Source organism: Pontibacter silvestris, assembly GCF_020907275.1.
Lineage (GTDB): Bacteria > Bacteroidota > Bacteroidia > Cytophagales > Hymenobacteraceae > Pontibacter > Pontibacter silvestris.
Genome location: NZ_JAJJWI010000002.1, coordinates 1 through 23,837, shown reverse-complemented (window position 1 = coordinate 23,837; position 23,837 = coordinate 1). Strand labels below are relative to the sequence as shown.

Sequence of the window (23,837 nt, the reverse complement as noted above, 5' to 3'; positions counted from 1 at the left end):
AAGTTATAAAAAGAACTATATTTTAATACTGTTATAAACGAGTAACATTTCTTAAATTTCATTTATAACTTTGAATCCAAAACGTTAATAACCGCTTCTATCCATTTCCCGTTTGACATCCTTTTCTTTAATGTCCTGACGTTTATCGTACAGTTTTTTACCACGGGCCAAGGCAATTTCAACCTTTGCAAAGCCTCTATCACTAATAAATACCCGGACAGGAATAATAGTTACCCCCTGCTCCTGTGCATTAACTTCCAGCTTGCGAAGTTCCTTTTTACTAAGCAAAAGCTTGCGGGCACGTGTTGGCTCGTGGTTATTGTAGGTTCCTTCTGTGTAGGTTGAAATATGCATGTTGTGCAACCACAGTTCCCCGTTTAGGAAAACACAATACCCCTCCTGCATGTTTACCTTCCCTTCTCTTATCGACTTAATCTCGGTACCTTTCAGCATGATGCCTGCAGTATATTTATCCAGGAACTGATATTCAAAGGAGGCACGTCGGTTAACGATATTCACGTGCTTCTTTATCCTCTCTTTCTCTTTCGCCATTCAAATAATATTAGAAGCCAAAATCTCGGCTGATTTATAATCAATTAGAATCTTTGTTAAACTACAAGTAGCAGCTCTGCTTTTTAAATGAAGCACACTACATGAACAACTATATTTAAAATCATAAAGCATTAAAAATCAATAAAATACCCGCAATTATTAAACTTTTTATTCAATACAAGAGCAGCAGTTTAAACATAAAATGACAACATTATTCAGTAACAAAGAGCAACAAATCCAAGGTTAATTCTTTCTTTCCCAACACACATTTTTATTTATCTACAACCTAAGATGATATGACAGCTCATCTCATTGCCACTGCTATACAAGGCATTCTACGGCTACAAAGCTGAATGAATCTTCAGCTTCGGCTCCGGGCTTACATACTGCGTAGCAAAATCATCTTTAAGGTATTGAAAATGAGCTGCCATGGCAATCATAGCTGCATTATCGGTGCAATACTCAAAAGCCGGGACATACACATTCCACTTATACTTTTTTGCAAAGTCCTGCAAAGTCTGCCGTAAACCTGTATTAGCCGAAACACCACCAGCTATAGCAATTTCATTTATATTTAGGTCTTTAGATGCCTGAACCAGTTTCTTGAGCAAAGTCTTTATAAGTGTCTTCTGCACGCTGGCGCAAATATCCGGCAGGTTCTCCGGTACGAAATCAGGGTTGTCTTTCGTTTTGTCTTTTAGAAAATAAAGAACAGAAGTTTTAATGCCACTAAATGAATAATTATAACCGGGCATATTGCCAACCGGAAAGGCAAAGGCATCAGGGTTACCAAGTGCTGCAGTCTTATCCAGCATAGGCCCACCGGGATAAGGCAAGCCAAGCATTTTGGCAGTTTTATCAAATGCCTCCCCCACGGCATCATCTGTTGTAAGGCCAATAACCTCCATATCCAGATAATCTTTTACCAGCACAATTTGTGTGTGTCCGCCACTAACGGTAAGGCACAGAAAGGGGAAACTAGGTTTAGGATCGTCTATAAAATGCGCTAGGATATGGGCCTGCATATGGTTTACTTCAATTAGAGGAATGTTCATGCCCAAAGCAAAAGACTTGGCAAAAGAACAGCCTACTAGCAAAGCGCCTAACAGACCAGGCCCTCGGGTAAAAGCAACGGCTTTTAGCTCACTTTTTGTTACATTTGCCGTAAGCAAGGCCTGCGAGACCACCGGAATCAAATTCTGCTGGTGTGCTCGGGAGGCTAGCTCAGGCACCACACCGCCATACTGTTCATGTACGGCCTGGGTGGCAACTATATTCGACAATACCTTGCCACCGCTGATAACGGAAGCAGAGGTTTCGTCGCAGGAAGATTCAATAGCTAAAATTGTAGGTACGCTCATCTTTTGGAAAAAGAACAACAGTCAATAAATTACTTCAAAGTTATAGGAAAAGCTGTTCTAAAAATAGTTTTAGGGCTAATCCTGTTCCTTTTGCTCTTATTTGCAGTTGTTTTTATAGCAATTCGCATACCAGCTGTGCAAACTAAAGTTGCACAAGAGGCTGCTGCTTACCTTTCCGATAAAATCAAGCATCAGGTTACCATTGGCCGGGTAGACATAGAATTATTTAGCAACGTAATACTAGAGCAGGTAAAGGTACTTGATTACCGTAACCAAGAAATGTTCTATGTTGGCCGTACAGAAGCTAATATCAGTACTTTTTCCATTTTCCACCCAAACACCTTAACCATTGCTTCGCTGGAGCTTCAGGAGCCAAGAGCCAACCTTATTTTTTATGAAGGTTCAGACACTTTAAACCTTAGCAGTTTTTTTAATGCGCTGGGGAATCTTTTTACCAAGGACACCACGCAAAAAACTTCAGAGCCATTTAATTTTTCTTTAGACGAGTTAGTCGTACAGAATGGTCGCTTCACCTACGATGACTTCAACAAGCCGGAAGATGCATTCGGAATTGATTATGTTCACATGACAGTGGACAGAATTTCAGGCAAGTTTGATGACATTAACTTAGGTGACACCATAAAGGTAAACATCTCCGACCTTAGCGCATTCGAAACACGCTCTGATACAAAACTGCAAAACTTAGATTGCCACATGACCTTTGCCCCGACTTTTTGGGAATGGGCAGATCTTAATCTGCAGATCAACCAAAGCAATCTGCAGAACTTTGTTCGTTTTGACTACAACAGGTTTGGAAACTTTACCCAGTTTATAGATAGCGTGACTGTTACTGCCAACCTGCAAAACTCTAAAGTATATTCTAAAGACATAGCCATATTCGTCTCTTCTTTAAGAGAATATGATGAAAACATTCAGGTAAATACAATAGAGATTACAGGGAAGGCAAATAACTTTTCTGCCAAAAATATAGATGTAGCTTACGGGCAGCACACACATATTGTAGGCAGCTTAAGCGCCGATGGTTTTCCTAACTTTAAAGAGGTTTTTGCTAACGTGCGGCTTCAACCGTCCTCTATTAATGCAGGGGATATTAAGCAGTTCTTATCTAAAGACACCTACGACGTTGCAGCCCGCTTAGGAACAGTAAACCTGGAGGGGCGCTTTCTTGGTTTCTACAATGACTTTGTGGCCAATGCGACCTTTGCCACCGCCTTGGGTAGAGTGGTATCAGACATAAACCTTAAGATTGACGATGACACCCGTTCTTCTTCATATGAAGGTTATCTTAAAACAAACAACTTTAAACTGGGCAGGTTGGTTAACAATACTGATCTTATTAAAACAGTGTCAATGGAGGGGCGAGTAAAAGGTTCCGGATTTACGCTCGAAACTGCCAACTTAAACCTTAATGCCACTGTTAACCAACTACAACTTATAGATTACAATTACCGAAACATAAAGGTAAATGGCACCCTTAACCGTCAGACTTTTTCCGGCCATGTTGGAGTTAACGACCCTAACCTGATTTTTACAGCTGATGGAGATATTAATCTTGCGTCCGGTAACAAGGCATTTAACATGCATGCTAATTTGGAGCATGTAAATCTGCATGCCCTAAAGCTGTCAGATAGCCCTTTGATGGTTAGTACTAACGCTAACTTAAATTTTCAGGGGCTCAGCTTAGATACTTTTGAAGGAACGGCCATTCTGGACAGTGCCCAGATAGCGTACAATGGAGAAAATCTTGCCATTGACTCCGTAACCATAGAGTCTGTTATAGCTGAAGGGCAACGCAGCCTTAATCTTAACTCGGAACTGCTTACCCTTCAGGTTAGCGGAAATTTCAATTATAGTACCCTGATTGATGATTTATCGAACCTGGTACAGGAGTATAAGCTTAATTTTGACAGTAATGATGCAGCCACTGTGGCTTATTATAATAATAAGCCACAACGCACAGATGAGTATAACTTAGCCTATGAAATCAATCTGAAACAAGCAAACCCACTGCTTCATCTTTACCTGCCTGAGTTGTCAATTTCTGATTACACCAAGGTAGAAGGCAGCTTCAGGCATAGCAATACGGTTATTCTGGATATGTATAGTAATTTAGATACTATACAATACAATAACTTTACCCTTTATAATAGTAATATCGAGTTAAATACATCAAAGCTACAACAAAGTTCAGACGTATTAGCTTCACTGATTATTACATCCAGAGAACAGGTTTTGTCAAATGACACACATACAAAAGATTTTTACTTAGAAGGTATCTGGAACGAACGCACCATCGACTTTGCTACCAGTTTAAGGGAGCCTCAGCAGAACAGCCGTGCCACTATTACCGGTGACATTAATTTCCTGCAGAACTACGTTCAACTGGTATTCGATAAATCAAACGTTACTTTATTGGAAACCCCCTGGGTGTTTAACCCAGGCAACACCGTGTACATAAGCCAGGGAGGCAAGCATATTGTCTTCGAAAACTTTTCTATTGCCAATCAGGATCAGGAAATTCAAATTTCGGGGGCTTTATCTGAAGACCCTAATAGTACCTTAAGATTAAATATAAACAACTTCGACCTGCGTAACCTGAACCCTCTCCTTTCTATGAAGCTCAATGGTTCTTTGAGTGCTGAAGTAGTAGCGCAGGACTTTTACAACAGAGCAGTTATCAATTCTACCATGCAGGTGGATTCATTCCAGATGGATAATATCTTTATAGGTAATATTAATGGTCGCTCAGACTGGAACAATGAACGCCAGCAAATGGCTGTGGATGCAGGTATTAACAGGAATAATAAGAAAGTTCTTTCTGTTACGGGAAATTACAACCCACAGGCTCCGGAAGACCAACTAGACCTGCTCGCAATAATGGATGACTCACAATTAAAATTGGCTGAGCCTTTCCTTCGCCCGATTTTCTCAAACTTAGAAGGAACCATGAACGGCAGAATAAGAGTGCTGGGTAACTTAGACTATCCTGTACTAAAAGGCTCTGTTCAGGTAAACAGCGGCCAGTTTACCTTCGATTACCTGAACACCACTTACCGCTTCTCAGACAGGATATATTTTGATGCCAACAGCATAAGCTTCAGAAATGCCCGCCTGCAGGATATATACGGCAATACCGCCACTGTTACAGGAGGTATTGCCCATGATGGTTTTAGCAATATGGTGTTAGATATAAGTGCCCGCTACAGAAACTTTATGGTGCTGAACACAACAGCCAACCAGAATGAGCTGTTCTATGGTACTGCTTTTGCCTCTGGCACAGCCAGCGTATTGGGGCCTACAGATAACCTGCAGATAAACGTGGATGCCCGTAGTAATGCCAACACTCGTATTGTATTACCGCTGGACAACCAAACCAACGTAGCTCGTAAAGATTTTATCCGCTTTGTAAATCATAATTTAAATGACACAACAGGCGTGGCAGGCACAGAAGAAGTAAATCAGCAGGTAGATCTCTCCGGCATAAACCTGAATTTTGAACTGGCTGTAACTGATGATGCCTATTTCGAAATACTGATAGATCGGACAACAGGTGACATGATCAGAGGCTCAGGCAATGGCGACATCAGGATGACCATCGATACCCGGGGAGATTTTCACATGTATGGCAACTTCGAAATTACACAAGGAGCTTACAACCTTAACCTGCTGGAAGGGCTGGTGACGCGGGAGTTCAAAGTAAAACCTGGTGGTACCATCACCTGGAACGGCGACCCTTTAGCCGGCATTATGGACTTAACCGCCACTTATACGCAAATGGCATCTATCGGAGGCTTAGGCTTAGACGACCAGTCCAGCGATTTTTCGGCCCGCATTCCTGTTACGGCAGTCGTAGACCTCGCCGGTCCAATTTTGACACCTCAAATTAAATTAGGTCTTAGCTTTGATGAGGCACAACAGCAACCACAGGTTGTTGACATTATAAAAAGTGCTATCCAGAACGATGAGAATGAGCTGAACCGCCAGGTATTTAGCTTGCTGGTGCTGCGTAGACTATCCCCAGTCGGAACAGTGGCCTTTAACGAAGGAGCCGCAGGTGCTGTGGGAGGCAGTTTAGGCAGTCTTTTGTCGGGGCAGTTGAGCAGCTTCCTGAATACCATAGACAGTAACCTCGAAATAGACATCGGCCTTGATGCCATTGACCAGGATGCTTTGTCAGCCTTACAGGTAAGGTTAAGCTATACGTTCTTTCAGGGCAGGCTTCGGGTAACAAGTGAGACAGGTTTTGGTAGCACTACAAGTGACGGCACAAATTCCGGCAGAAACAGGTACCAGGGAGATTGGTCTTTAGAATATTATATAACTAGAAGCGGTGAACTCAGAGGACGTCTGGAATACAATACTATACCACAAGGGTTCTCCAGCAGAACCAGGGTAACCAGTAGCCAAAGTATCAGTTTGCTGCACACTAAACGGTTTGATACCCTGAGGGAGCTGTTTGGGGCTAATAGAAACTCTCGGAGGTACAGAAGGCAGGAAGAAGAGCGGGAACGCATTATTCTGGATTCGGACCCTCGCCGTAACCTGCAATAAAACGGAAAGCCTGCCTGTAAAATGGCAGGCTTTTGTAATATTACCGCTACTCTACTTTAAATAATACATTCTATATACAAATAATATTTCTATTTTTGTGAGGAAGCATGAGGTATGGCAAAGGTTAACAGAAAACTTGTAAAGAAGAAAAAGCTCGGGAGCTATCCACACTTAATGGTTGTGTTCAGCATCTCGCTGGCCCTTTTTGTTATCGGGCTGTTCGGGTTGTTGCTAATACATGCAGGCAGGTTATCCAATATAGTGAAGGAGAGTATAGAAATGCAGGTCTACCTAGATAAAGGCCTGACAGAAGTACAGTTAGACCGTCTACAGAAAACATTTACAGCCAAAGAGTATGTTGCTTACAAAGGCGACACAGCCCAAGTGCGTTTTATATCTAAAGAAGAAGGTGCCAAAGCATTTTTAGACGAAACAGGCGAAGATTTTATGGAGTTCTTAGGTGATAACCCACTCCGGGATGCTTATGTGCTTCGCATAGACGCAGACCATTCCACTTCGCCAGAGTTGAAGAGTATAAAATTGGACCTGGAGGATGTTGACGGTGTTTATGAAGTGCAATACGTAGAGAGCCTGATAGAATCTATTAACAGCAATATCAAAAAAATCAGCTTTGTTTTGCTTGGCTTTGCAACTATCCTGGTACTATCAGTTATCATATTAATAAACAACACTATAAAGCTTGCGCTTTTTTCCCAACGTTTCCTGATCAGGAGCATGCAGTTAGTCGGCGCAACTTCATTCTTTATTCAGCGCCCTTTTCTGAACCGGGCTGTGTGGCAAGGTATTATGAGTGGGATACTGGCTTCGGTAGCACTTTTTGCCCTAATGCAATACGCTTATCATGAAATAACGGAGCTACAGCTGCTTCAGGACCTGGACCAGACTTATATGCTAATGGGCGCGCTGATTATTTTAGGTTGTATTATCGGTTTTTTAAGCTCGTACCGTGCAATAAGAAAATACCTTAGTATTTCATTAGACGAACTTTATTAATAATGGAGAACAAAAATAAGCTTGCTTTCGGCAAGAGAAATTATATCCTGATGTTGATGGGCATAGCGGTGCTGGCCATCGGGTTCTTTATCATGACCCTGGACAAGGAACAATATGGTCTTGGCTTTTTAGGAATAACCTTAGGCCCGATTCTGGTGGTGGTCGGCTTCATCATCGAGTTCTTTGCAATAATGGTAAAAGATAAAACGCAGGAGGATTAATGAGCTATTTGCAGGCTGTTATCTTAGCCATTATTGAAGGACTTACAGAATTCTTACCGGTTTCCTCTACAGGCCATATGATTATCGCCTCCAGCCTGATGGGGATAAACGAGTTGCCAATAACCAAAATCTTCGAAGTAAACATCCAGTTTGGTACCATACTGTCTGTTGTAGTGCTGTACTGGAAGCGTTTTGTGCAGAGCTTTGAGTTCTATAAAAAGCTGATTCTTGCCTTTGTACCAGCAGCTGTTATAGGCTTTGCTTTGAACGACATCATAGATGCTATGCTTGAGAGCATTACAATCACGGCTACCATGCTTATAATAGGTGGGTTCGTTCTTATATATGTAGATAAGTGGTTCTCCAACGCCAATGAAAGTTTTATAAGCTATAAAAACGCGCTGGTGATTGGGTTTTTCCAATGTATAGCCATGATACCGGGTGTGTCACGCTCAGCAGCCTCTATTATAGGCGGCTTATCGCAGGGCATCAACAGAAAAGCGGCCGCGGAGTTTTCTTTCTTCCTGGCTGTGCCAACTATGCTGGCTGCCGGAGTCTATAAACTTATCACAGATCTGCTGCAGCTGGAGGTATCGGACATTGTAAAATTTGACTGGCCTAAAATTCAACATGGCTTTGAAATAATTAAACCCGAAGACTTAAAACTGTTGCTGATTGGAAACGTGGTAGGTTTTATAGTAGCCTTGTTTGCTATTCGTTTCTTCATTAACTTTTTAACAAAGTACGGGTTCAAGCTTTTTGGCTATTATAGAATAGCTGTAGGTATTACCATTCTGGCGCTTATGGCGATGGGAGTGGATTTAAGAGTATAAACTATGACATATGATTTTGCCGCAGGCGAGATTCTTTTAATTGACAAGCCACTTGACTGGACATCTTTTGATGTGGTAAAAAAAGTGCGCAATACACTGCGTGTAAAGAAAATCGGGCATGCCGGCACTTTAGACCCTCTGGCATCGGGCTTACTCATACTTTGCACAGGCAAGTTTACGAAGCGTATTGAAGAAATACAGAATCAGGAGAAAGAGTATACAGGCACAATAACTATTGGCCAGACAACCCCCTCTTACGACAGAGAGACTCCTGTAAGTGAAACCTGCGACATCAGCGCCATTACACCAAAAGCTATTTACGAAGCAGCCCATAGCTTTGTAGGCACCATAGAACAGGTACCGCCTCTTTATTCTGCCGTAATGGTAGATGGTAAAAGAGCCTATGACCTGGCCCGCAAGGGTAAATCAGCTGAGCTAAAGCCCCGCTCCATCACCGTTAAATCTTTCGATATTGTTTCTATAGATGGAGCAGAGGTAGCATTTAAAGTAGTTTGCACCAAAGGAACTTACATTCGCAGCCTTGCCCATGATCTCGGACAAAAGTTAGGTTACGGTGCCCACTTATCCTCTTTAATACGTACGCGTATTGGAGAATACAAATTAGAAGACGCCCTTACCATTCAAGATATTCAGGAGATAAGAAGAGCACAAATAGAAGCGGATGGAAGTAATTCGTGATATAAGCCAATTCCCAAACCTTAGCTATCCCGTTGTTACCAGCGGCACTTTTGATGGTGTTCATGTAGGGCACCAGAAAATTCTGAAGCGCGTGCTTGAGCGTGCCCGTCAGTCCAATGGTCAGAGCGTAGTTATAACATTCTGGCCTCACCCCCGCCTGGTGCTATTCCCTGAAGATAATAACCTGAAGTTACTTTCTACTATTGAGGAGAGAATAGAGCAGTTACGTAAATTCGGCGTAGATTACCTGCTCATTATTCCATTTACAAAAGAATTTTCCCGCATGACATCCCGTAGTTTTGTTACGGATGTTTTGGTTAGAGCCATAAACACAAAAGTACTGATCATTGGCTACGACCATCGTTTCGGCAAAAACCGCGAAGGCAGCTTTGAGCATCTTAAATTACGTTCGCAACAGTACGGCTTTGAGGTGGAAGAGATTCCCAGGCAAGATATAGATGATATTGGTGTCAGCTCTACGAAAATAAGGAAAGCACTGGAGTCAGGTAAGGTCCGTACAGCTAGCAAATACCTGGGCAGGCACTATACTATTACATCCACAGTAGTAGAAGGAAATAAATTAGGCCGCACCATTGGGTTTCCTACAGCCAACTTAGCACACCCTGAAGCACATAAGCTTGTTCCAGCCAATGGCGTGTATGCTGTGTGGGTACAGGTAGAAAGCGAGCGGTTCCAGGGTATGATGAATATAGGAACACGCCCAACTGTAAGCGGAAAACAAGTAACCTTAGAAGTAAATATCCTTAACTTTAACCGTGATATATACGGACAAACCATAACCATTGAATTCGTACAACGCCTACGCGAAGAGCAAAAATTTGATGGCTTAGATGCATTGAAAGCACAGCTTGCACTAGATAAAGATGAAACAAGTCGTTTATTAAAAGGTTAGTCTAATCCATTTCTTCGACACATTATTTACAAACAGCAGCTAATTATTATGGTTGCTGTTTTTGCTGTATATCTCTTGGTGTTCAAGCCTATAATTTTTTTACTACCTCTCCCCTAGCTTATTTAAACTTATAGCACGTGCATAGTTGCTGTAGCTCTTGAAAAAACTCAAATCATCAGTTTGAAAAAATACTTGCTAACATAGGAAACAGTAAACGCAAATGAAGAGTAAGTTATAGGCTTTTATCACAAAGCAGGACATCAAACGTTCCTTTGAGGGGCCTGCAAAAAAACTCAAGAATTTACTAGCTCATATAAACATAAATGAAGCAAATAACATTGATTTACGACCAGTTAGAGGAGACGAATGTTAAGGAGAAGGTTATACCTGCGTTTGATAAATCCATTGTTAGACCAGTTCCTTTCCGACAGCACAACCCCAACTGTGACGACATAGAGCCAGAAAGTTTAGTTGTTACATACCTGAGCGATGCTCAGTTAGCAGAAATAATTACTACTGCCTCTGAGAAGAAATGGACACTAGGTTTTCTACCTCACCCTGACATGAAAGAGGCAGGAGAAGGTTATGGCGTCTCTGGCACCTTAGCTGAAGCTGTTGAAGATGTTCTTTTAACTGATAAGGGCACCAAAGCAGACCTGCTGCTTTGTAATGGGCGGCCAGTGTTTAATAAAGTTGTAATTGGGAATAGCCTGAGCATGATGTCTGGGAGTGTTTCTAAAAATACGCTGCTTTCAAAACTGGAAAAGTCAGGAAGCGCTCTGACACAGTCTAAATCGCTTGTGCCACGTGCTTTCACCATTACAGCGGAAAACAAACCTCCGGTTAAAACAGCTGCACTGGGTATTGTCGCTGTTTTGCATGGCAAAAGTTCGCTCTTTTCCCGAACATTGCTGAAAGGCTCCTTTATAAATGATAATCGTTTACATGCCCTTGTCCTGGCACCTAAAAGTGTGATGCAATTGATACGTTTTTCATTTGTATCGTTGTTTAAGAATCATAACAGCCTTAAGCTCCCCTCCTTTATCGGGCATATTAAAACAAGGTCTGTCATAATAAGTAGCCCGGCCCCCATGGACTTTTCTCAGGATAACAACCTGATGAGTGCTAAGGAAATTGAACTGGGTATCAGCGAAAACAAACTGCTCATAATTCCTGGGCGCTACCTGGCAGTAGATAACCAGGCAGGAGAGCCACAGGACAAGTTTAAAATTGACAAACTGCCCAAAGGAGAAGCTTATTTGCAGGAGTTAACCGCCCAGCCACTGTCTCTGATTTACCATGCCTCAACTGAAGAGTTTAAAGGTTTATTCTCCATACTTAGAGTGAACGCCAAGGTATCCGGTTCTTTTCTGACCCTAATGGTGCTGTCTACATTACTGGCAACCTTAGGGCTGTTTTCTAACTCATCTCCCGTTATTATCGGAGCTATGATATTGGCACCTCTTATGGCTCCTATTATTTCATTATCTATGGGTGTTTTGCGGCAGGAAAAGAGCCTCGCTTTTACAAGTGCCAAAACAATCGGTTATGGATTACTGGTAAGTTATTTGGCAGCTGTATTTGTTACCCTTCTTATGCCCCTGCATGATATCAACGAAGAGATTACAGCCCGTATCAGGCCTAACCTGCTTGACCTTGGGATAGCTATTGTATCGGGTATAGCCGGAGCTTACGCCCATGCACGCGAAGAAGTAGCAAAAACCCTTGCCGGAGTAGCCATTGCTGTAGCACTTGTTCCGCCACTTGCTGTTTCAGGCATTGGCCTTGGCTGGGCAGACTGGGAAGTATTTACAGGAGCCTTGTTGCTTTTTATGACAAACTTGGCAGGTATTGTATTGGCGGGCACTGTTACATTCATGTTATTAGGCTTTAGCCCTTTTATATTGGCAAAAAAAGGGCTGCTTGTTTCTCTGGCTATTGTAATTATTGTGAGTCTGCCGCTAGGCTATGGCTCTATGGCCATGGTAAGAAATTATAATGTTACCAGATCAGTAAATAACCTTAAAATAGACAACATCACCATAAAACATGTAGCAGTTGTTCGGGAGAGAAACCCTATGACCCTTAGTGTGACGCTGGTTTCTGATAAACCCGTAGATTATAATGATATTGAGAAAATAAAGAAAGCAATAGCTTCGCGAATAGGTCAGGATGTACAGCTGGAGGTGATGGTGAGGTTACGGAGATAAAAGTACATATAGTTCTGCCTTAACATCTTCTACCTGATATAAAAAGAGCCGTATACTCAAGTACGGCTCTTTTTATATCAAATCCACGCTGTAACCCTTGATCAATAATGATAAATAAATCGGTTAAGGATGCCACAGAAGCACTACACGACATAAAAGATGGTGCTACATTAATGTTAGGAGGCTTTGGTTTATGTGGCATTCCAGAAAACACTATACAAGAGTTACTCCGCCTGGGTATAAAAGACCTGACTTGTATCTCTAATAATGCAGGAGTAGATGACTTTGGCATCGGACTACTGCTTAAGAGGCGCCAGGTAAGGAAAATGATATCCAGTTATGTAGGAGAAAACGCAGAATTTGAACGCCAGTTACTCGCTGGTGAACTGGAAGTTGAATTGATACCGCAGGGTACACTGGCAGAGCGGATACGAGCAGGTGGCGCAGGAGTACCTGCTTTCTTCACTCCTGCCGGGTTTGGCACTGAAGTAAGTAAGGGTAAAGAAAGTCGGGAGTTCGACGGCAAAATGTACCTGATGGAAAACTGGCTTAAAGCTGACTTTGCACTGGTAAAAGCCTGGAAGGGCGATAATGCCGGAAATCTCATTTATAAAGGCACAGCCCGCAACTTTAATCCCCTCATGGCCACTGCAGGTAAAATAACGATTGCAGAAGTAGATGAGTTATTACCAGCCGGAGAACTTGACCCTAATATGATTCATACGCCCGGTATATATGTGCAAAGGATTTTTCAGGGCACCAACTATGAAAAGCGGATCGAGAAAAGAACTGTGAGGTAGAGACAGCCTGCTTAATTTGAAAACACGCAAAGCATAGTTTATTATATTGATCTAAATAATAGCTTTAGGGCGGTACATCCATCAGCATTGAAGTAAATTTACGTTTATAACTTCTAGATGGCTGCCAGGCTGTTGAAACTTTAGAAGCTTCTATCCAGGATCAAAACCATATCAAAAAGAGTTAATACATTAACTAACTTGTAAATAACATGGCTCTTGATAAACAAGGAATTGCAAAACGCATAGCCAGAGAAGTTAAAAATGGCATGTATGTAAACTTAGGCATCGGAATACCAACGCTGGTTGCCAATTATATTCCTGATGGCCTAGAGGTGGTACTGCAGTCAGAGAATGGCTTATTAGGTATGGGCCCTTTTCCTGCTGAAGAGATGGTTGATGCCGACTTTATTAATGCTGGAAAACAAACAATCACAACTTTGCCTGGCTCTGCGTTATTTGATTCAGCAGAAAGTTTTGCCATGATTCGCGGAGAACATATTGATCTGACCATACTAGGAGCCATGGAAGTTTCTGAGCAAGGAGACATTGCGAACTGGAAAATACCCGGAAAAATGGTGAAAGGAATGGGCGGCGCGATGGATTTAGTGGCTTCTGCACAAAACATTATTGTAGCGATGCAGCACACGTCCCGCGATGGTTCTTCTAAACTTCTGAAGGAATGCACGCTCCCGGTAACAGGTCTTCAATGTGTTAAAAAGATAGTTACTGACCTGGCTGTGCTGGAGGTAACCACTAAAGGCTTTAAGTTACTAGAACGAGCACCGGGTGTTAGCGTTGAAGATATAAAAGCAGCTACAGCTGGAGCTCTTTATGCTGAGGGGAATATACCTGAAGTACAAACTGATTAATATAAATGGTTTCACCTGTAGAATTAACGCACTGGAACATCTATGCTTTTTTGTGTAAATTTGTTATGGCATTAGAAGCCAAGCCATCATTAATTTAATTGTATCAAAAACTTATTTAAAACACGTATAGGGTATTTAAAAGCAATACCCCAACTTTATATATGAGTGAGAAAAACGAATCAAATTTTGAACATAGACTAGTACTGCGCCAGCTGGAGCTGAAAGACTATAAAGAAGTAAAGGAGATCATGGATGTCGTGTACTCCAACATGGGCGCCTGGACACGTAAAGAATTTTCTAACCTGCTGAAGAAGTTTCCCGAAGGCCAGATCTGTATAGAAGATAATGGAAAGGTTGTAGCTGTAGCCATGAGTATAATTATTAATTATGCTGAATATGGCGATAAACATACCTATGAGCAGATTATTGCCAAAGGCACTTTCAAGACGCATGACCCGGAAGGCGACACTCTTTATGGTGTTGATGTATTCGTACATCCTGAGTACCGTAACCTTCGTCTTGGTCGTCGTTTGTATGATGCTCGTAAAGAGATATGCGAAAAACTGAACCTACGTGCCATTATTGCAGGTGGTCGAATACCTGGTTACCAGGATTATGCCGATAAACTGACTCCGGCCAAATACATCGAAATGGTCAGGAACAAGGAGCTGGCTGACCCTGTGCTATCGTTCCAGTTAAGTAATGACTTCCACGTTCGCAAGATACTGAAAGGCTATATGCCCGACGACAAGGAGTCAAAAGCTTATGCTACTCTGCTGGAGTGGATTAACGTTTACTATGAGGAGAAAGACAAGCTGATAGGTGGCAGTAAGTCAGTTGTTCGCATTGGTATTGTGCAGTGGCAAATGCGGGCAGTTAAAGACTTAGACGACTTTATGCAACAAGTAGAGTTCTTTGTTGATACTGTTAGTTCATATAAATCTGATATTGTGATGTTCCCTGAGTTCTTTAATGCGCCACTCATGGCTTTAAGCACCGAAGATACTCCATCAGAGGCTATACGAAACATGGCCGAATATACAGATGAGATTCGGGAACGAATGATTCACCTGGCTCTGTCTTACAACATAAATATTATATCGGGCAGCATGCCTGAGTATTATGATAATAAGCTTTACAACGTGTCTTACCTCTGTCGCCGCGATGGTACCTATGATAAGCAGTATAAGCTACATGTAACACCAGATGAGTCGCACTACTGGGGTATGCGCGGTGGTCATAAACTAAAGATATTTGACACAGACATTGGTAAAATTGGTATCCTGATCTGCTATGACGTAGAGTTCCCTGAACTGGCACGTATGCTTTCTGACATGGACATGAAGATACTATTTGTACCTTTCTGGACAGACACGAAGAATGCTTACCTGCGTGTCCGGCTCTGTTCTCAGGCCCGTGCTATCGAAAACGAGTGTTATGTGGCTATTACAGGTAGTGTAGGTAACCTGCCTAAAGTAGAGAACATGGATATTCAGTACTCTCAATCTGCCGTCTTCTCCCCTTCTGACTTCGCTTTCCCACACGATGCCGTGGTAGCCGAAGCCACTCCAAACACGGAGATGACATTGATTGCTGACTTAGACCTAGACCTATTGAAAGACCTGAATACGGCTGGTAGTGTTCGTAACCTGAAAGACCGCCGTAAGGATTTGTATAATCTGAGTTGGGTGTTGAGGAAGGAAGAATAGGTATCTATTTCCTATATACCATAAAAGGAACAGCCGCTGCCAGTAATTGGCAGCGGCTGTTCCTTTTATAACAAACAATGGCTATACAAAATACTTATAAATCTAACTTTCTCCTTTTCTTTTTTTCCAGATTTAAAGCCACAATAAGCCCTATGATAAAAGCAATGAATCCTCCGATAGCAAGAAATTTTAAAAGATTAGGCCCGGTAGGATGCAAGCGAGGTGCAAAGCCATTAACTATCTGAATATTATCAAGCTGATCTAGCTCTGACTCTAAGTCTACCTGCTGTTCATACATTCTAGTGCTTTCCCGGTACAAATTAGTTGGATCAACAGGTTGACCATACACAAAACCATTGACAGGTCCTCTTGGAGAAGATACAGTTGCTTTCAAACTATCAATAGAACCTATTTCATTTTTTAATTTAGAAATCAAGCTTTCAACCTCTCTTTGTCTGATACGCTTTTGCTTTGAGAAATACCTGTTGTTCTCCAGAAAGTTCGCTAAAGCAGGCTCCATAGTATCAAACAACCTGTTATCATATAAAGATAACTCTATTTTAAATGGAGATCCTATTAAAACACTATCTTCATCTACTCGTTCCGCATCAAGATTAGAAAACTTCATTTCTTTGATCTTCTTTGCAGCATCAATACTAATATCTAATGTATTTGATACTGCTTCAAAGTTATCTTCTCTTACAACTATACTTAAGTTATTTAGCTGATCCTCTACAAAATCGTTTCTAATATCAGCTAGAACAAGAGTCATTGAACTAGTATAATAAGGATCTGTTACGAAGTAAACTCCCAAAGCCAAAGCTAAACCAATAAGGATAAAAATTGAAATAAGAAGAATCCTTCTGATTAGTAAATCAAAAAGATACGCTAATCTTTTACCTAACGCTTCAAAACCTCTTCCTATTGAATTAAAAACTGCAGATACATCTATTTCATCATTAGAGGCTCCTCGATACGAATCAACATCTGATCTTTCTTCTTTTTTGGTATTCATTTTTAAAAGGATTAACAAAATATTTCAATCATACACCTTATTATATCTGCATCATGCAGAAACAAAACTTAAAGTTAAGTTTCAGGTAGCACATAACCTATACTTGAAATGGCACTTTGAAATTTTTAGTATTATTTAGAAATAATGAAAGCATAAAACAACTACAGTACTGACACCGTCGTTTGAACATGCCTTTTTGATTTATTAAGATAGCTAAAGGCTAACATTGAATTGAATAGGGCAAAGAAGACTACACCCTTTTGCCTACTTAAAGTTGATTCTGTAATGCTACACATAATAAAAACAATCAAAAAAATTATATATAAATGCTTTTTTCTCTTGATACTTAGAGCTAAAGGACAAAGAACAGAGACAAGAAGAAGACTAACACCAAACAGACCATGCCTAACCATTTCTTCTAAAAATTCGCTATGAGCATTGTACTCATATCTTTCTCCCCAAAACTTTTCATTCATATAACATTGTTGTAGATGTTTTTGAACATCACCTGTTCCAACTCCAAAAATCCAAGCATCTTGTTCTTGTAAAATATTAAAACAGCATTTCCATTGAATGAGTCTAGGTGTTAAAGGGCTATGAATGCCTCTTAACTCGTAGAACTGTACTATTTTAGTCTTAGTATTTGGAAAAGTTATTACAACAATAGCTGCAGCCAAAAACACAAGTACAGTTGACACTATAAATCTCTTTTGAGTTGCTAACTTTAGATTGCTAAGAAGTAAAATAACAATTAATATAAAAGAGATAATAACAGATGTTCGCGCTGCCAAAATGATCAAAAAGATAAATAAGAAGGCAGATAGAAAAAAATAAACAATTTTAAAACTTATTTTAATATCAAACTCTTTAAAAAGAACAATATATAGAGAAAGGGCTGCTGCAAAAACTACATACATTCCACTATAAGCATGATGTAAATTAATTATTTCATCTATGGTTTCTGTTAAAGCAGCAACGTTATTTAAAGAGCCATAAACATTAAGAATGGAAAATAAAGCATAAAAGCAAAGCACTGTACAAGCTAAAATAAAGGCAGTCAGCACATATAAAATATGCTTTCTTTTGATCCTTTCTGAACTAGCAAGAACTAACGGAAGCACGAAAAGAGCCGCCTTCCTTTCTATCTTTCCTAGTCCCTCACCCATTTCACTTGTGTAAAACAAGCCCACCACCTGCAAAACAAACACACTTAAAAAGAGGAGCAGCAACTTATTCTGTATTGCAAGCCTAAACTTGTATTTATGATTTCCTGATAAAATCCATGTCAGAATAAGGGCGCCTAATGCTATATTGTTTAAGGCTATAGAAAAAGGTAGAGTTGCTGCAACCAGCATTAAACAAAGTAGTTTTAACTTATACCAGATCGTGTAGTTTTTACTACTAATAAGTTCTTTGATTTCTGTCATAAATGTTTACTACTATACCATACCTCTTGTATAGACTTTATCAGCCATATCTTGCTTCTTCAGGTAGTTAACATACACATGATAAAGCCCAAGTATAATAACGAACGGCAATGCATTGGAAGGTGTAGTAAGCCGATGTTCCGTAAAGCTCATTATTGTTAAGTTAAAGAAAGATACCAGAAGAAAGTCTCTTGTAACAGCATGTTGGTTATTCTTGAGAAGAAAATTATAGACAGAAAACCAGAAAATCAGGAATAACCCCACACCCAACAGTCCTTGCTCACCTAGTAAATGCAGAAATGAATGATGTGCATGTGAGTCATTAAAAACTTTATTCTTTTGTTCGTTTGTAGTAATAATGCCAGGGATAACTTGTTTGAAGTGAAAAGGAACATCATTTACGGATCCAAAACCCGTTCCTACTAAAGGAGATTCTAAGAAACTATCTAAACCTCTGGGCCAGGTCTCATACATTCTAATATAAACATTATTTAGTTTAGTAGAACGTGCTCCAAACTCTTTAATGGCAAAGTCATTATAGTTTTGGTAAATGTTGGCCTTAGGGCTGTTCATGATATACTTCTTATAAGCAGGGAAAGTATAGGCAAGTATGTAGATCTGTATGGCTGACAAGCCAATAAACATACAATAAAGCAAGTATCTTCTTCTTGTTTTGATAAACAACAGTGCCATAAGCCCCAATACTAGCCCTAGAATAGACCCTCTGGAATATGTAGCGTAAAGGAAGAAGGAATTGAAAATGACTAAAAATAAATTTGTATATGTTTTTTTATTCAAGAAAAATAAAAAAGCCAGAGAAGTTACAATACTATAAAACCCTCCGGCTCCATTAGTAGACATAAATAAACCTGAGAACTCCAACTTATGTTGAAGAACATTATACCCATAAACTAAAATATTAACGCAAGTAGTAAATACCAGAAATGATTTCAAAAGCTTTCCTATGTTAAATTTTAAGCTAAAGAAAGGCAATACTAACAGTGGCAGATAAGAAACAAAAAAGTTACCATCGTACCTGTAAAACCCATAAGAAAGAAACGATTTGGGGTAATAAAGAAGTGTACTTACTATAGTAAACATGGTAAACAATAAAAGCCAGAAAGTTATGGCAGGAAAGTGCTTCTTATTTATGTAAACAAGTGGTAAAAGTAAAGCAGCAAATAAAGTAGGCAATGGGCTTAAGAAAACAAAATTGGTCATTGTGCCAAATAAACCAATAATAGTAGCCGTAATAAGTATTTTTTTGAGCATTGTTACCTTAAACTTTCTATAACCTGCACCAACCTCTTAGAAGACTTTTCCCAACTGAAATGCTTACTTCTTTCAAAGCCTTTCATGATTAAGGAACTTCTTAGACTTTCATTTTCAATTAATAAGCTCATCCTGTTAGCTAGCTCCTCTACACTATTAGGATTAACATAAAGGCTAGCATCTGCACAAACCTCTGGTAAACTGGTAGTGTTCGATACTACTGTAGCACACCCACAATGCATAGCTTCTAAAGGCGGAAGGCCAAACCCTTCAAAGAGCGAAGGATAAATAAAAATTTTTGCATGTTGATATGCATTTTTAAGTTCTTCATCTGTCAGATACCCAGTTAATATAATTGAACGGTTTTCTTGCACCAACTGCTGTAATTCTTCATCCTTAAATACTTTTGAAGCTGCACCAACTATAACTAGCTTTGTTTCTTTCAATTTACAGGAGTTAAAAGCAAGTATAAGCCTTTTTAAATTTTTCCTTGGGTCCAAGGACCCAACAGCTAAAATATAGTCTCCGTAATTATTAATTTTCTTTTCTAAACTATTGAATATATTTTCAGAAACAGCATTATAGATTACCTCAATATCTGAATCTGGGACATGAAGTATAGACTTTATAGATCCTTTAGAAAACTCACTTACTGTAAGAATTTTTCTTGAACTCTTTACCACTCTTGGAATCAGAACTTTGTAGAGTTGAGAAAACATTCTGGAGAACCACTGTGGATTGACAAGAAAAGCCAAATCATGGATACATACAACTTTATTTTTATAAAGTAAGGGAGCTGTATTACATAAATTGATTAATAAGGGACTGCCTTGCTTTCTTAAATAAAGAGGCAGTTCAGCTTGTTCCCAGGCATGGCCTGTTACCTTTCCTATTTTAACCACCTCAAGTATCTTTGCAATATCTTTATTTAGTACTTCTTGTGGCGAGACAAAAACTACGTTCGGAAGGAGCCTCTTTAAATGGAGGCTTATTTCTATTGCAAATCGTTGTACTCCTGTAACAGGTTGTGTTAAGAACCTTGCATTTACTATTACAGGTAGTTCTACCCTATGAAGCATTTTGATACTTAATGATAATAATTTACAGGAAAAGAGAAGTGTTTAAGAACTATAACTAAGGTAGTTTAAAATATACTTTGATAGGCTTTGAATAACATAATCCCGGTTAAAACTTTCTACCCTCTTAAATCCTTTCCTGATGTAATCATCACGATTTGCATCAACCATGATGATTGTTTTTATCCAATCATCATTTTCCCAGGTTTTAACAGTTTCACCCGCATCCTCCACAACTTCAATCATAGCGGAATTATGAGGTGAAACAACAGGACATCCGCAAGCCATGGCCTCTAACTGAGGCATACCAAATCCTTCATTATAAGAGGTTGATACATAAACTGAAGCTATGTTATATATTGTAATCAGCTCTTCTGTAGAAACGAACCCAGCAAATCTTATACTAGCAGTGGGAAAGTTTTGCTGTTCAATAATATCTTTTATATTGGTATTTCCCCATCCTTTGGCCCCTATCACTAATAAGCTATAACCAAAGTTTACCAAGTCAGGCATTAAAGAAAGAAGGAACTCTAAATTTTTTCTTGGTTCCAGTGTACCGACAAAAAGTATGAATTTAGAAGACAAACAATACTTATGCAGCACACTTTCTTTTTCCTGTTCACTAACTTTTATTTTTTTATAAATGTCTGTATTTATGAAGAAACCTACGAATATATTTTTACAGCTTCTCTCAGGAAAAAATTCCTCAACCTCTTCTTTTGTATAAGAAGAATTAACCCACAACAAATCTGCTTGTCTCACAGATTTGTCATGCAATAATTCAAAAAACAACCTATTTATGAATGACATAGTCTCCTTATGCTTTTTAAAAACCATGTCATGCACTGTTACTAATGTTGTTATCTTGTTTTGTATAAATGGTGGAAGTAAAAAAGCTGGAGCCCAAAAAATATTAGGTTGGATTTTTTTTAATAGAAAGGGCAATTTAAATATATACCACAAAAACGATATACTTTTCAATATAGGCAAAGGTCTAATTATGATATTAACATTTTTACTTATTGATAATTTCCTTTCATGTTCCTTATTAAATGATTCGTTAGTTATTAAGTAAAAAATCCATTCCGGATTTTGTTTAACTAACCCATTAATGGCTGTAACAAGAAAATTTGGTATTCCAGAGGGTGTTTTTCTTAAACTCCTGCAGTCAATGGCAACTTTCATTTAAAGCATTAATATTTAAGGGCAAATGAATGAATAAGATTTTAACTTCTAAGCATTATTGTAATAACAGCAAATACTTTGACTATTAGCAATTTATAAATCAAAAACATTAATAATGCCAACTCCAGAAAAAAACTAAAATAGAACTTTCTTTAGCTTTATCCTTATTCTTTTCAACAGGGAAAGCGGTGGAAATACTTTTGTATTTGTAAAATAATCTGCCTCAACGTTATACTCTAAATATTTTGGATGTACGATTTCATTTATTTCCTCAGTTGGCATCTTCGAAAGCACATCTTCTTCATCAAAAGTATGTGTGGACTTTTTCCCAAAACCAATATTTGAAATTAAATTAACATTAGGAATAATACAGTAACTATTGTTATTTAAATTTGTATAAGCCCACTGGTAATCCCAAGTATTAGCACCATTATAGATTTTTTCCAGGTTCTTTATCCAATTTTTCTGTACAGTTTTATTGCTAAATATAGAAGCTATCTTGTTCTCCTTTATAAATTGGGGAAGACTTTTCATTTGAACATCATAATGTTTCCAAGCTCTTCTCCAACTTGCCCATCCCCATATATGAGCTAATCTTGAAAAATAATATGAACCTTCTCCCCATTTTTTACCAAACTGATAGTTACTTCCACTAATATGCATTACCCTATCATCATTCCGGTATTTTTCTAATAGTTCTTGACAAAACCAGAAAAAGCTTTGGTTAGGCAGACAATCATCTTCTAGAATAATTCCCTCCTCCACATTTTCGAAAAACCAATCAATGGCAGAACTAACTGCAACCCTACAACCCAAATTCTCATTACGGAATAGAGTATGAACTTTGCAGTCCCAATCAACTTGCTCAACAATAGAACGTGTAGCTATGCAATCTTCTGTTTCACCTGGTTTGTTGCTTCTTGGCCCATCAGCAGCTACATAAAGATCTTTAGGTTTAATATTTCTAATCGCATTGAATACCTGCTGTGTAGTATCTGGCCTGTTGAAAATCAGAAACAGGATAGGTGTATGAAAATCTTGATCCATTGTTCTACTATGAATACCTGCTTTAATCAATTCACAAATCTAAATAAAAAAAGACAATTTGCTTATATAAACCTTAATTGATTATATTGTAAAATTCTTAAAGTAAATTTAATTGAAAAAAATAAGACAGTCTGTCAACGGTAATTTACTATACTTAGTAAGACTTGAATCCTATGATCAGAGATAAAATTAAAAGACTTTTGAGTAATAAGAATGGATTTTCGAACCTAGGGGAGGAAAAATTCATAAAAAATTATCTTTCAAAAATTGAACATAAAGAAGTCGCTGTAGATATAGCAGCACATGATGGAGTCTTTATGTCTAATACATTTAATTTCTACAAGGCTGGATACAGCGGTTTAGCTGTGGAATGCGATAATAAAAAGTTTGCCTCTTTAGCGAACTCCTATAAAAACTTTGATAAAGTAATGCTAAGTAAAGCTTATGTTTATCCTGAAAACGTAGTGAGCTTACTAGAGGGTTATGAAATACAATATGATTTTGGGTTCCTTAGTTTTGACATTGATGGTTATGACTATTTTGTATTACATGAACTACTAAAAAAGTACAGGCCCACTCTTATTTGTGCTGAAATAAATGAAAAAATCCCTTATCCAATTAAGTTTACTGTTAAGTATGACAGGAATTACCTTTGGGATGTGAATCATTTTTTTGGGCAGTCAATAAGCCAATTATATACCCTATGTAAAAAATACAATTACGATTTGGTGGAGCTTTATTATAACAATGCTTTTCTAATTCCTAAAGAAAAAAATACATTTTTTCCTAGCTTAGGACCTGAAGAGGCTTACTTAAAAGGCTATGTCAATAAACCAGACAGACAACAAAAATTTCCTTATAATAAGGATGTAGATGTACTTCTACAAATGCAACCACAAGAAGCATTAAATTTCATTAATAAATTCTTTCATAAGTATGAAGGTAAGTATGAGGCTTCCATAACTTGATTAATGTTTTAAAATAGGAACATGTTAAACTTAAAACTTAATACAAGTAACCTCTCCCCCCGAAAAACCTATGTCAGCTCCCCTGTAAATAGAA

19 protein-coding genes are annotated in these 23,837 nt (G+C 38.9%); 11 read left to right on the top strand and 8 right to left on the bottom strand.

What is annotated here, in order from left to right; translation table 11 throughout:
- Window positions 1–84 precede the first annotated feature (84 nt).
- Both smpB and tsaD read right to left on the bottom strand, forming a co-directional pair.
- Window positions 85–552 carry an SsrA-binding protein SmpB gene (gene smpB, locus LN995_RS01820; RefSeq protein ID WP_229957826.1) on the bottom strand — a complete coding sequence of 156 codons (468 nt, stop codon included), beginning with the start codon at window positions 550–552 and terminating at the stop codon, window positions 85–87.
- Window positions 553–893: 341 nt separating this feature from the next.
- A complete protein-coding gene (tsaD, locus tag LN995_RS01815) occupies window positions 894–1,913 on the bottom strand; it encodes a tRNA (adenosine(37)-N6)-threonylcarbamoyltransferase complex transferase subunit TsaD (RefSeq protein ID WP_229957824.1) in 1,020 nt (339 codons plus the stop codon).
- Window positions 1,914–1,916: 3 nt separating this feature from the next.
- Here tsaD and LN995_RS21985 point away from each other — a divergent pair, with 3 nt between their 5' ends.
- The 10 genes from LN995_RS21985 to LN995_RS01765 all read left to right on the top strand — a co-directional run bounded on the left by LN995_RS21985 (window position 1,917) and on the right by LN995_RS01765 (window position 15,753).
- Complete coding sequence (locus LN995_RS21985) at window positions 1,917–6,485, top strand: translocation/assembly module TamB domain-containing protein (RefSeq protein WP_449581077.1); 4,569 nt, start codon at window positions 1,917–1,919, stop codon at window positions 6,483–6,485.
- Window positions 6,486–6,599: 114 nt separating this feature from the next.
- Window positions 6,600–7,499, top strand: coding sequence for a cell division protein FtsX (locus tag LN995_RS01805; protein ID WP_229957820.1), 900 nt, complete (start codon window positions 6,600–6,602; stop codon window positions 7,497–7,499).
- Between the two features lie 2 nt (window positions 7,500–7,501).
- Complete coding sequence (locus LN995_RS01800) at window positions 7,502–7,720, top strand: DUF3098 domain-containing protein (RefSeq protein ID WP_229957817.1); 219 nt, start codon at window positions 7,502–7,504, stop codon at window positions 7,718–7,720.
- Window positions 7,720–8,553, top strand: a complete 834-nt coding sequence (locus LN995_RS01795) for an undecaprenyl-diphosphate phosphatase (RefSeq protein ID WP_229957815.1) — start codon at window positions 7,720–7,722, stop codon at window positions 8,551–8,553. The genes LN995_RS01800 and LN995_RS01795 overlap by 1 nt, the downstream gene beginning before the upstream one ends.
- Before the next feature lie 3 nt (window positions 8,554–8,556).
- The gene (gene truB / locus LN995_RS01790; protein ID WP_229957814.1) at window positions 8,557–9,252 is read left to right on the top strand and encodes a tRNA pseudouridine(55) synthase TruB; all 696 of its coding nucleotides are present in this window, start codon (window positions 8,557–8,559) and stop codon (window positions 9,250–9,252) included.
- Window positions 9,236–10,165 carry a bifunctional riboflavin kinase/FAD synthetase gene (locus LN995_RS01785; protein WP_229957813.1) on the top strand — a complete coding sequence of 310 codons (930 nt, stop codon included), beginning with the start codon at window positions 9,236–9,238 and terminating at the stop codon, window positions 10,163–10,165. Before truB ends, LN995_RS01785 begins: the two co-directional genes overlap by 17 nt.
- Window positions 10,166–10,488: 323 nt before the next feature.
- Window positions 10,489–12,375 (top strand): DUF389 domain-containing protein, encoded by a 1,887-nt coding sequence (locus LN995_RS01780; RefSeq protein ID WP_229957811.1) that lies wholly within the window; start codon window positions 10,489–10,491, stop codon window positions 12,373–12,375.
- A gap of 107 nt (window positions 12,376–12,482) precedes the next feature.
- Entirely contained in the window at window positions 12,483–13,175 is a 693-nt protein-coding gene (locus tag LN995_RS01775; protein WP_229957809.1) for a CoA transferase subunit A, read from the top strand.
- Window positions 13,176–13,384: 209 nt separating this feature from the next.
- Window positions 13,385–14,044: a 3-oxoacid CoA-transferase subunit B gene (locus LN995_RS01770; protein ID WP_229957807.1), complete on the top strand. Its 660-nt coding sequence runs from the start codon at window positions 13,385–13,387 to the stop codon at window positions 14,042–14,044.
- A gap of 161 nt (window positions 14,045–14,205) precedes the next feature.
- Entirely contained in the window at window positions 14,206–15,753 is a 1,548-nt protein-coding gene (locus LN995_RS01765; RefSeq protein WP_229957804.1) for a bifunctional GNAT family N-acetyltransferase/carbon-nitrogen hydrolase family protein, read from the top strand.
- 94 nt (window positions 15,754–15,847) lie between these two features.
- Here LN995_RS01765 and LN995_RS01760 read toward each other — a convergent pair whose 3' ends face one another.
- From LN995_RS01760 to LN995_RS01735, 6 genes are all read right to left on the bottom strand, one after another.
- Window positions 15,848–16,768, bottom strand: a complete 921-nt coding sequence (locus LN995_RS01760) for a Wzz/FepE/Etk N-terminal domain-containing protein (protein WP_229957802.1) — start codon at window positions 16,766–16,768, stop codon at window positions 15,848–15,850.
- Between the two features lie 161 nt (window positions 16,769–16,929).
- Window positions 16,930–18,195, bottom strand: coding sequence for an O-antigen ligase family protein (locus tag LN995_RS01755; RefSeq protein ID WP_229957800.1), 1,266 nt, complete (start codon window positions 18,193–18,195; stop codon window positions 16,930–16,932).
- A 12-nt stretch (window positions 18,196–18,207) separates the two neighbouring features.
- Window positions 18,208–19,056 (bottom strand): O-antigen ligase family protein, encoded by an 849-nt coding sequence (locus tag LN995_RS01750; protein WP_229958307.1) that lies wholly within the window; start codon window positions 19,054–19,056, stop codon window positions 18,208–18,210.
- Between the two features lie 413 nt (window positions 19,057–19,469).
- Window positions 19,470–20,546, bottom strand: coding sequence for a glycosyltransferase family 4 protein (locus LN995_RS01745; protein WP_229957798.1), 1,077 nt, complete (start codon window positions 20,544–20,546; stop codon window positions 19,470–19,472).
- A gap of 42 nt (window positions 20,547–20,588) precedes the next feature.
- Entirely contained in the window at window positions 20,589–21,728 is a 1,140-nt protein-coding gene (locus LN995_RS01740) for a glycosyltransferase family 4 protein (protein WP_229957796.1), read from the bottom strand.
- A gap of 135 nt (window positions 21,729–21,863) precedes the next feature.
- Window positions 21,864–22,775 (bottom strand): nucleotide-diphospho-sugar transferase, encoded by a 912-nt coding sequence (locus tag LN995_RS01735; protein WP_229957794.1) that lies wholly within the window; start codon window positions 22,773–22,775, stop codon window positions 21,864–21,866.
- Between the two features lie 173 nt (window positions 22,776–22,948).
- Between LN995_RS01735 and LN995_RS01730 the strand changes: the two genes are divergently transcribed.
- Window positions 22,949–23,743, top strand: a complete 795-nt coding sequence (locus tag LN995_RS01730; protein ID WP_229957793.1) for a class I SAM-dependent methyltransferase — start codon at window positions 22,949–22,951, stop codon at window positions 23,741–23,743.
- Window positions 23,744–23,837 lie beyond the last annotated feature (94 nt).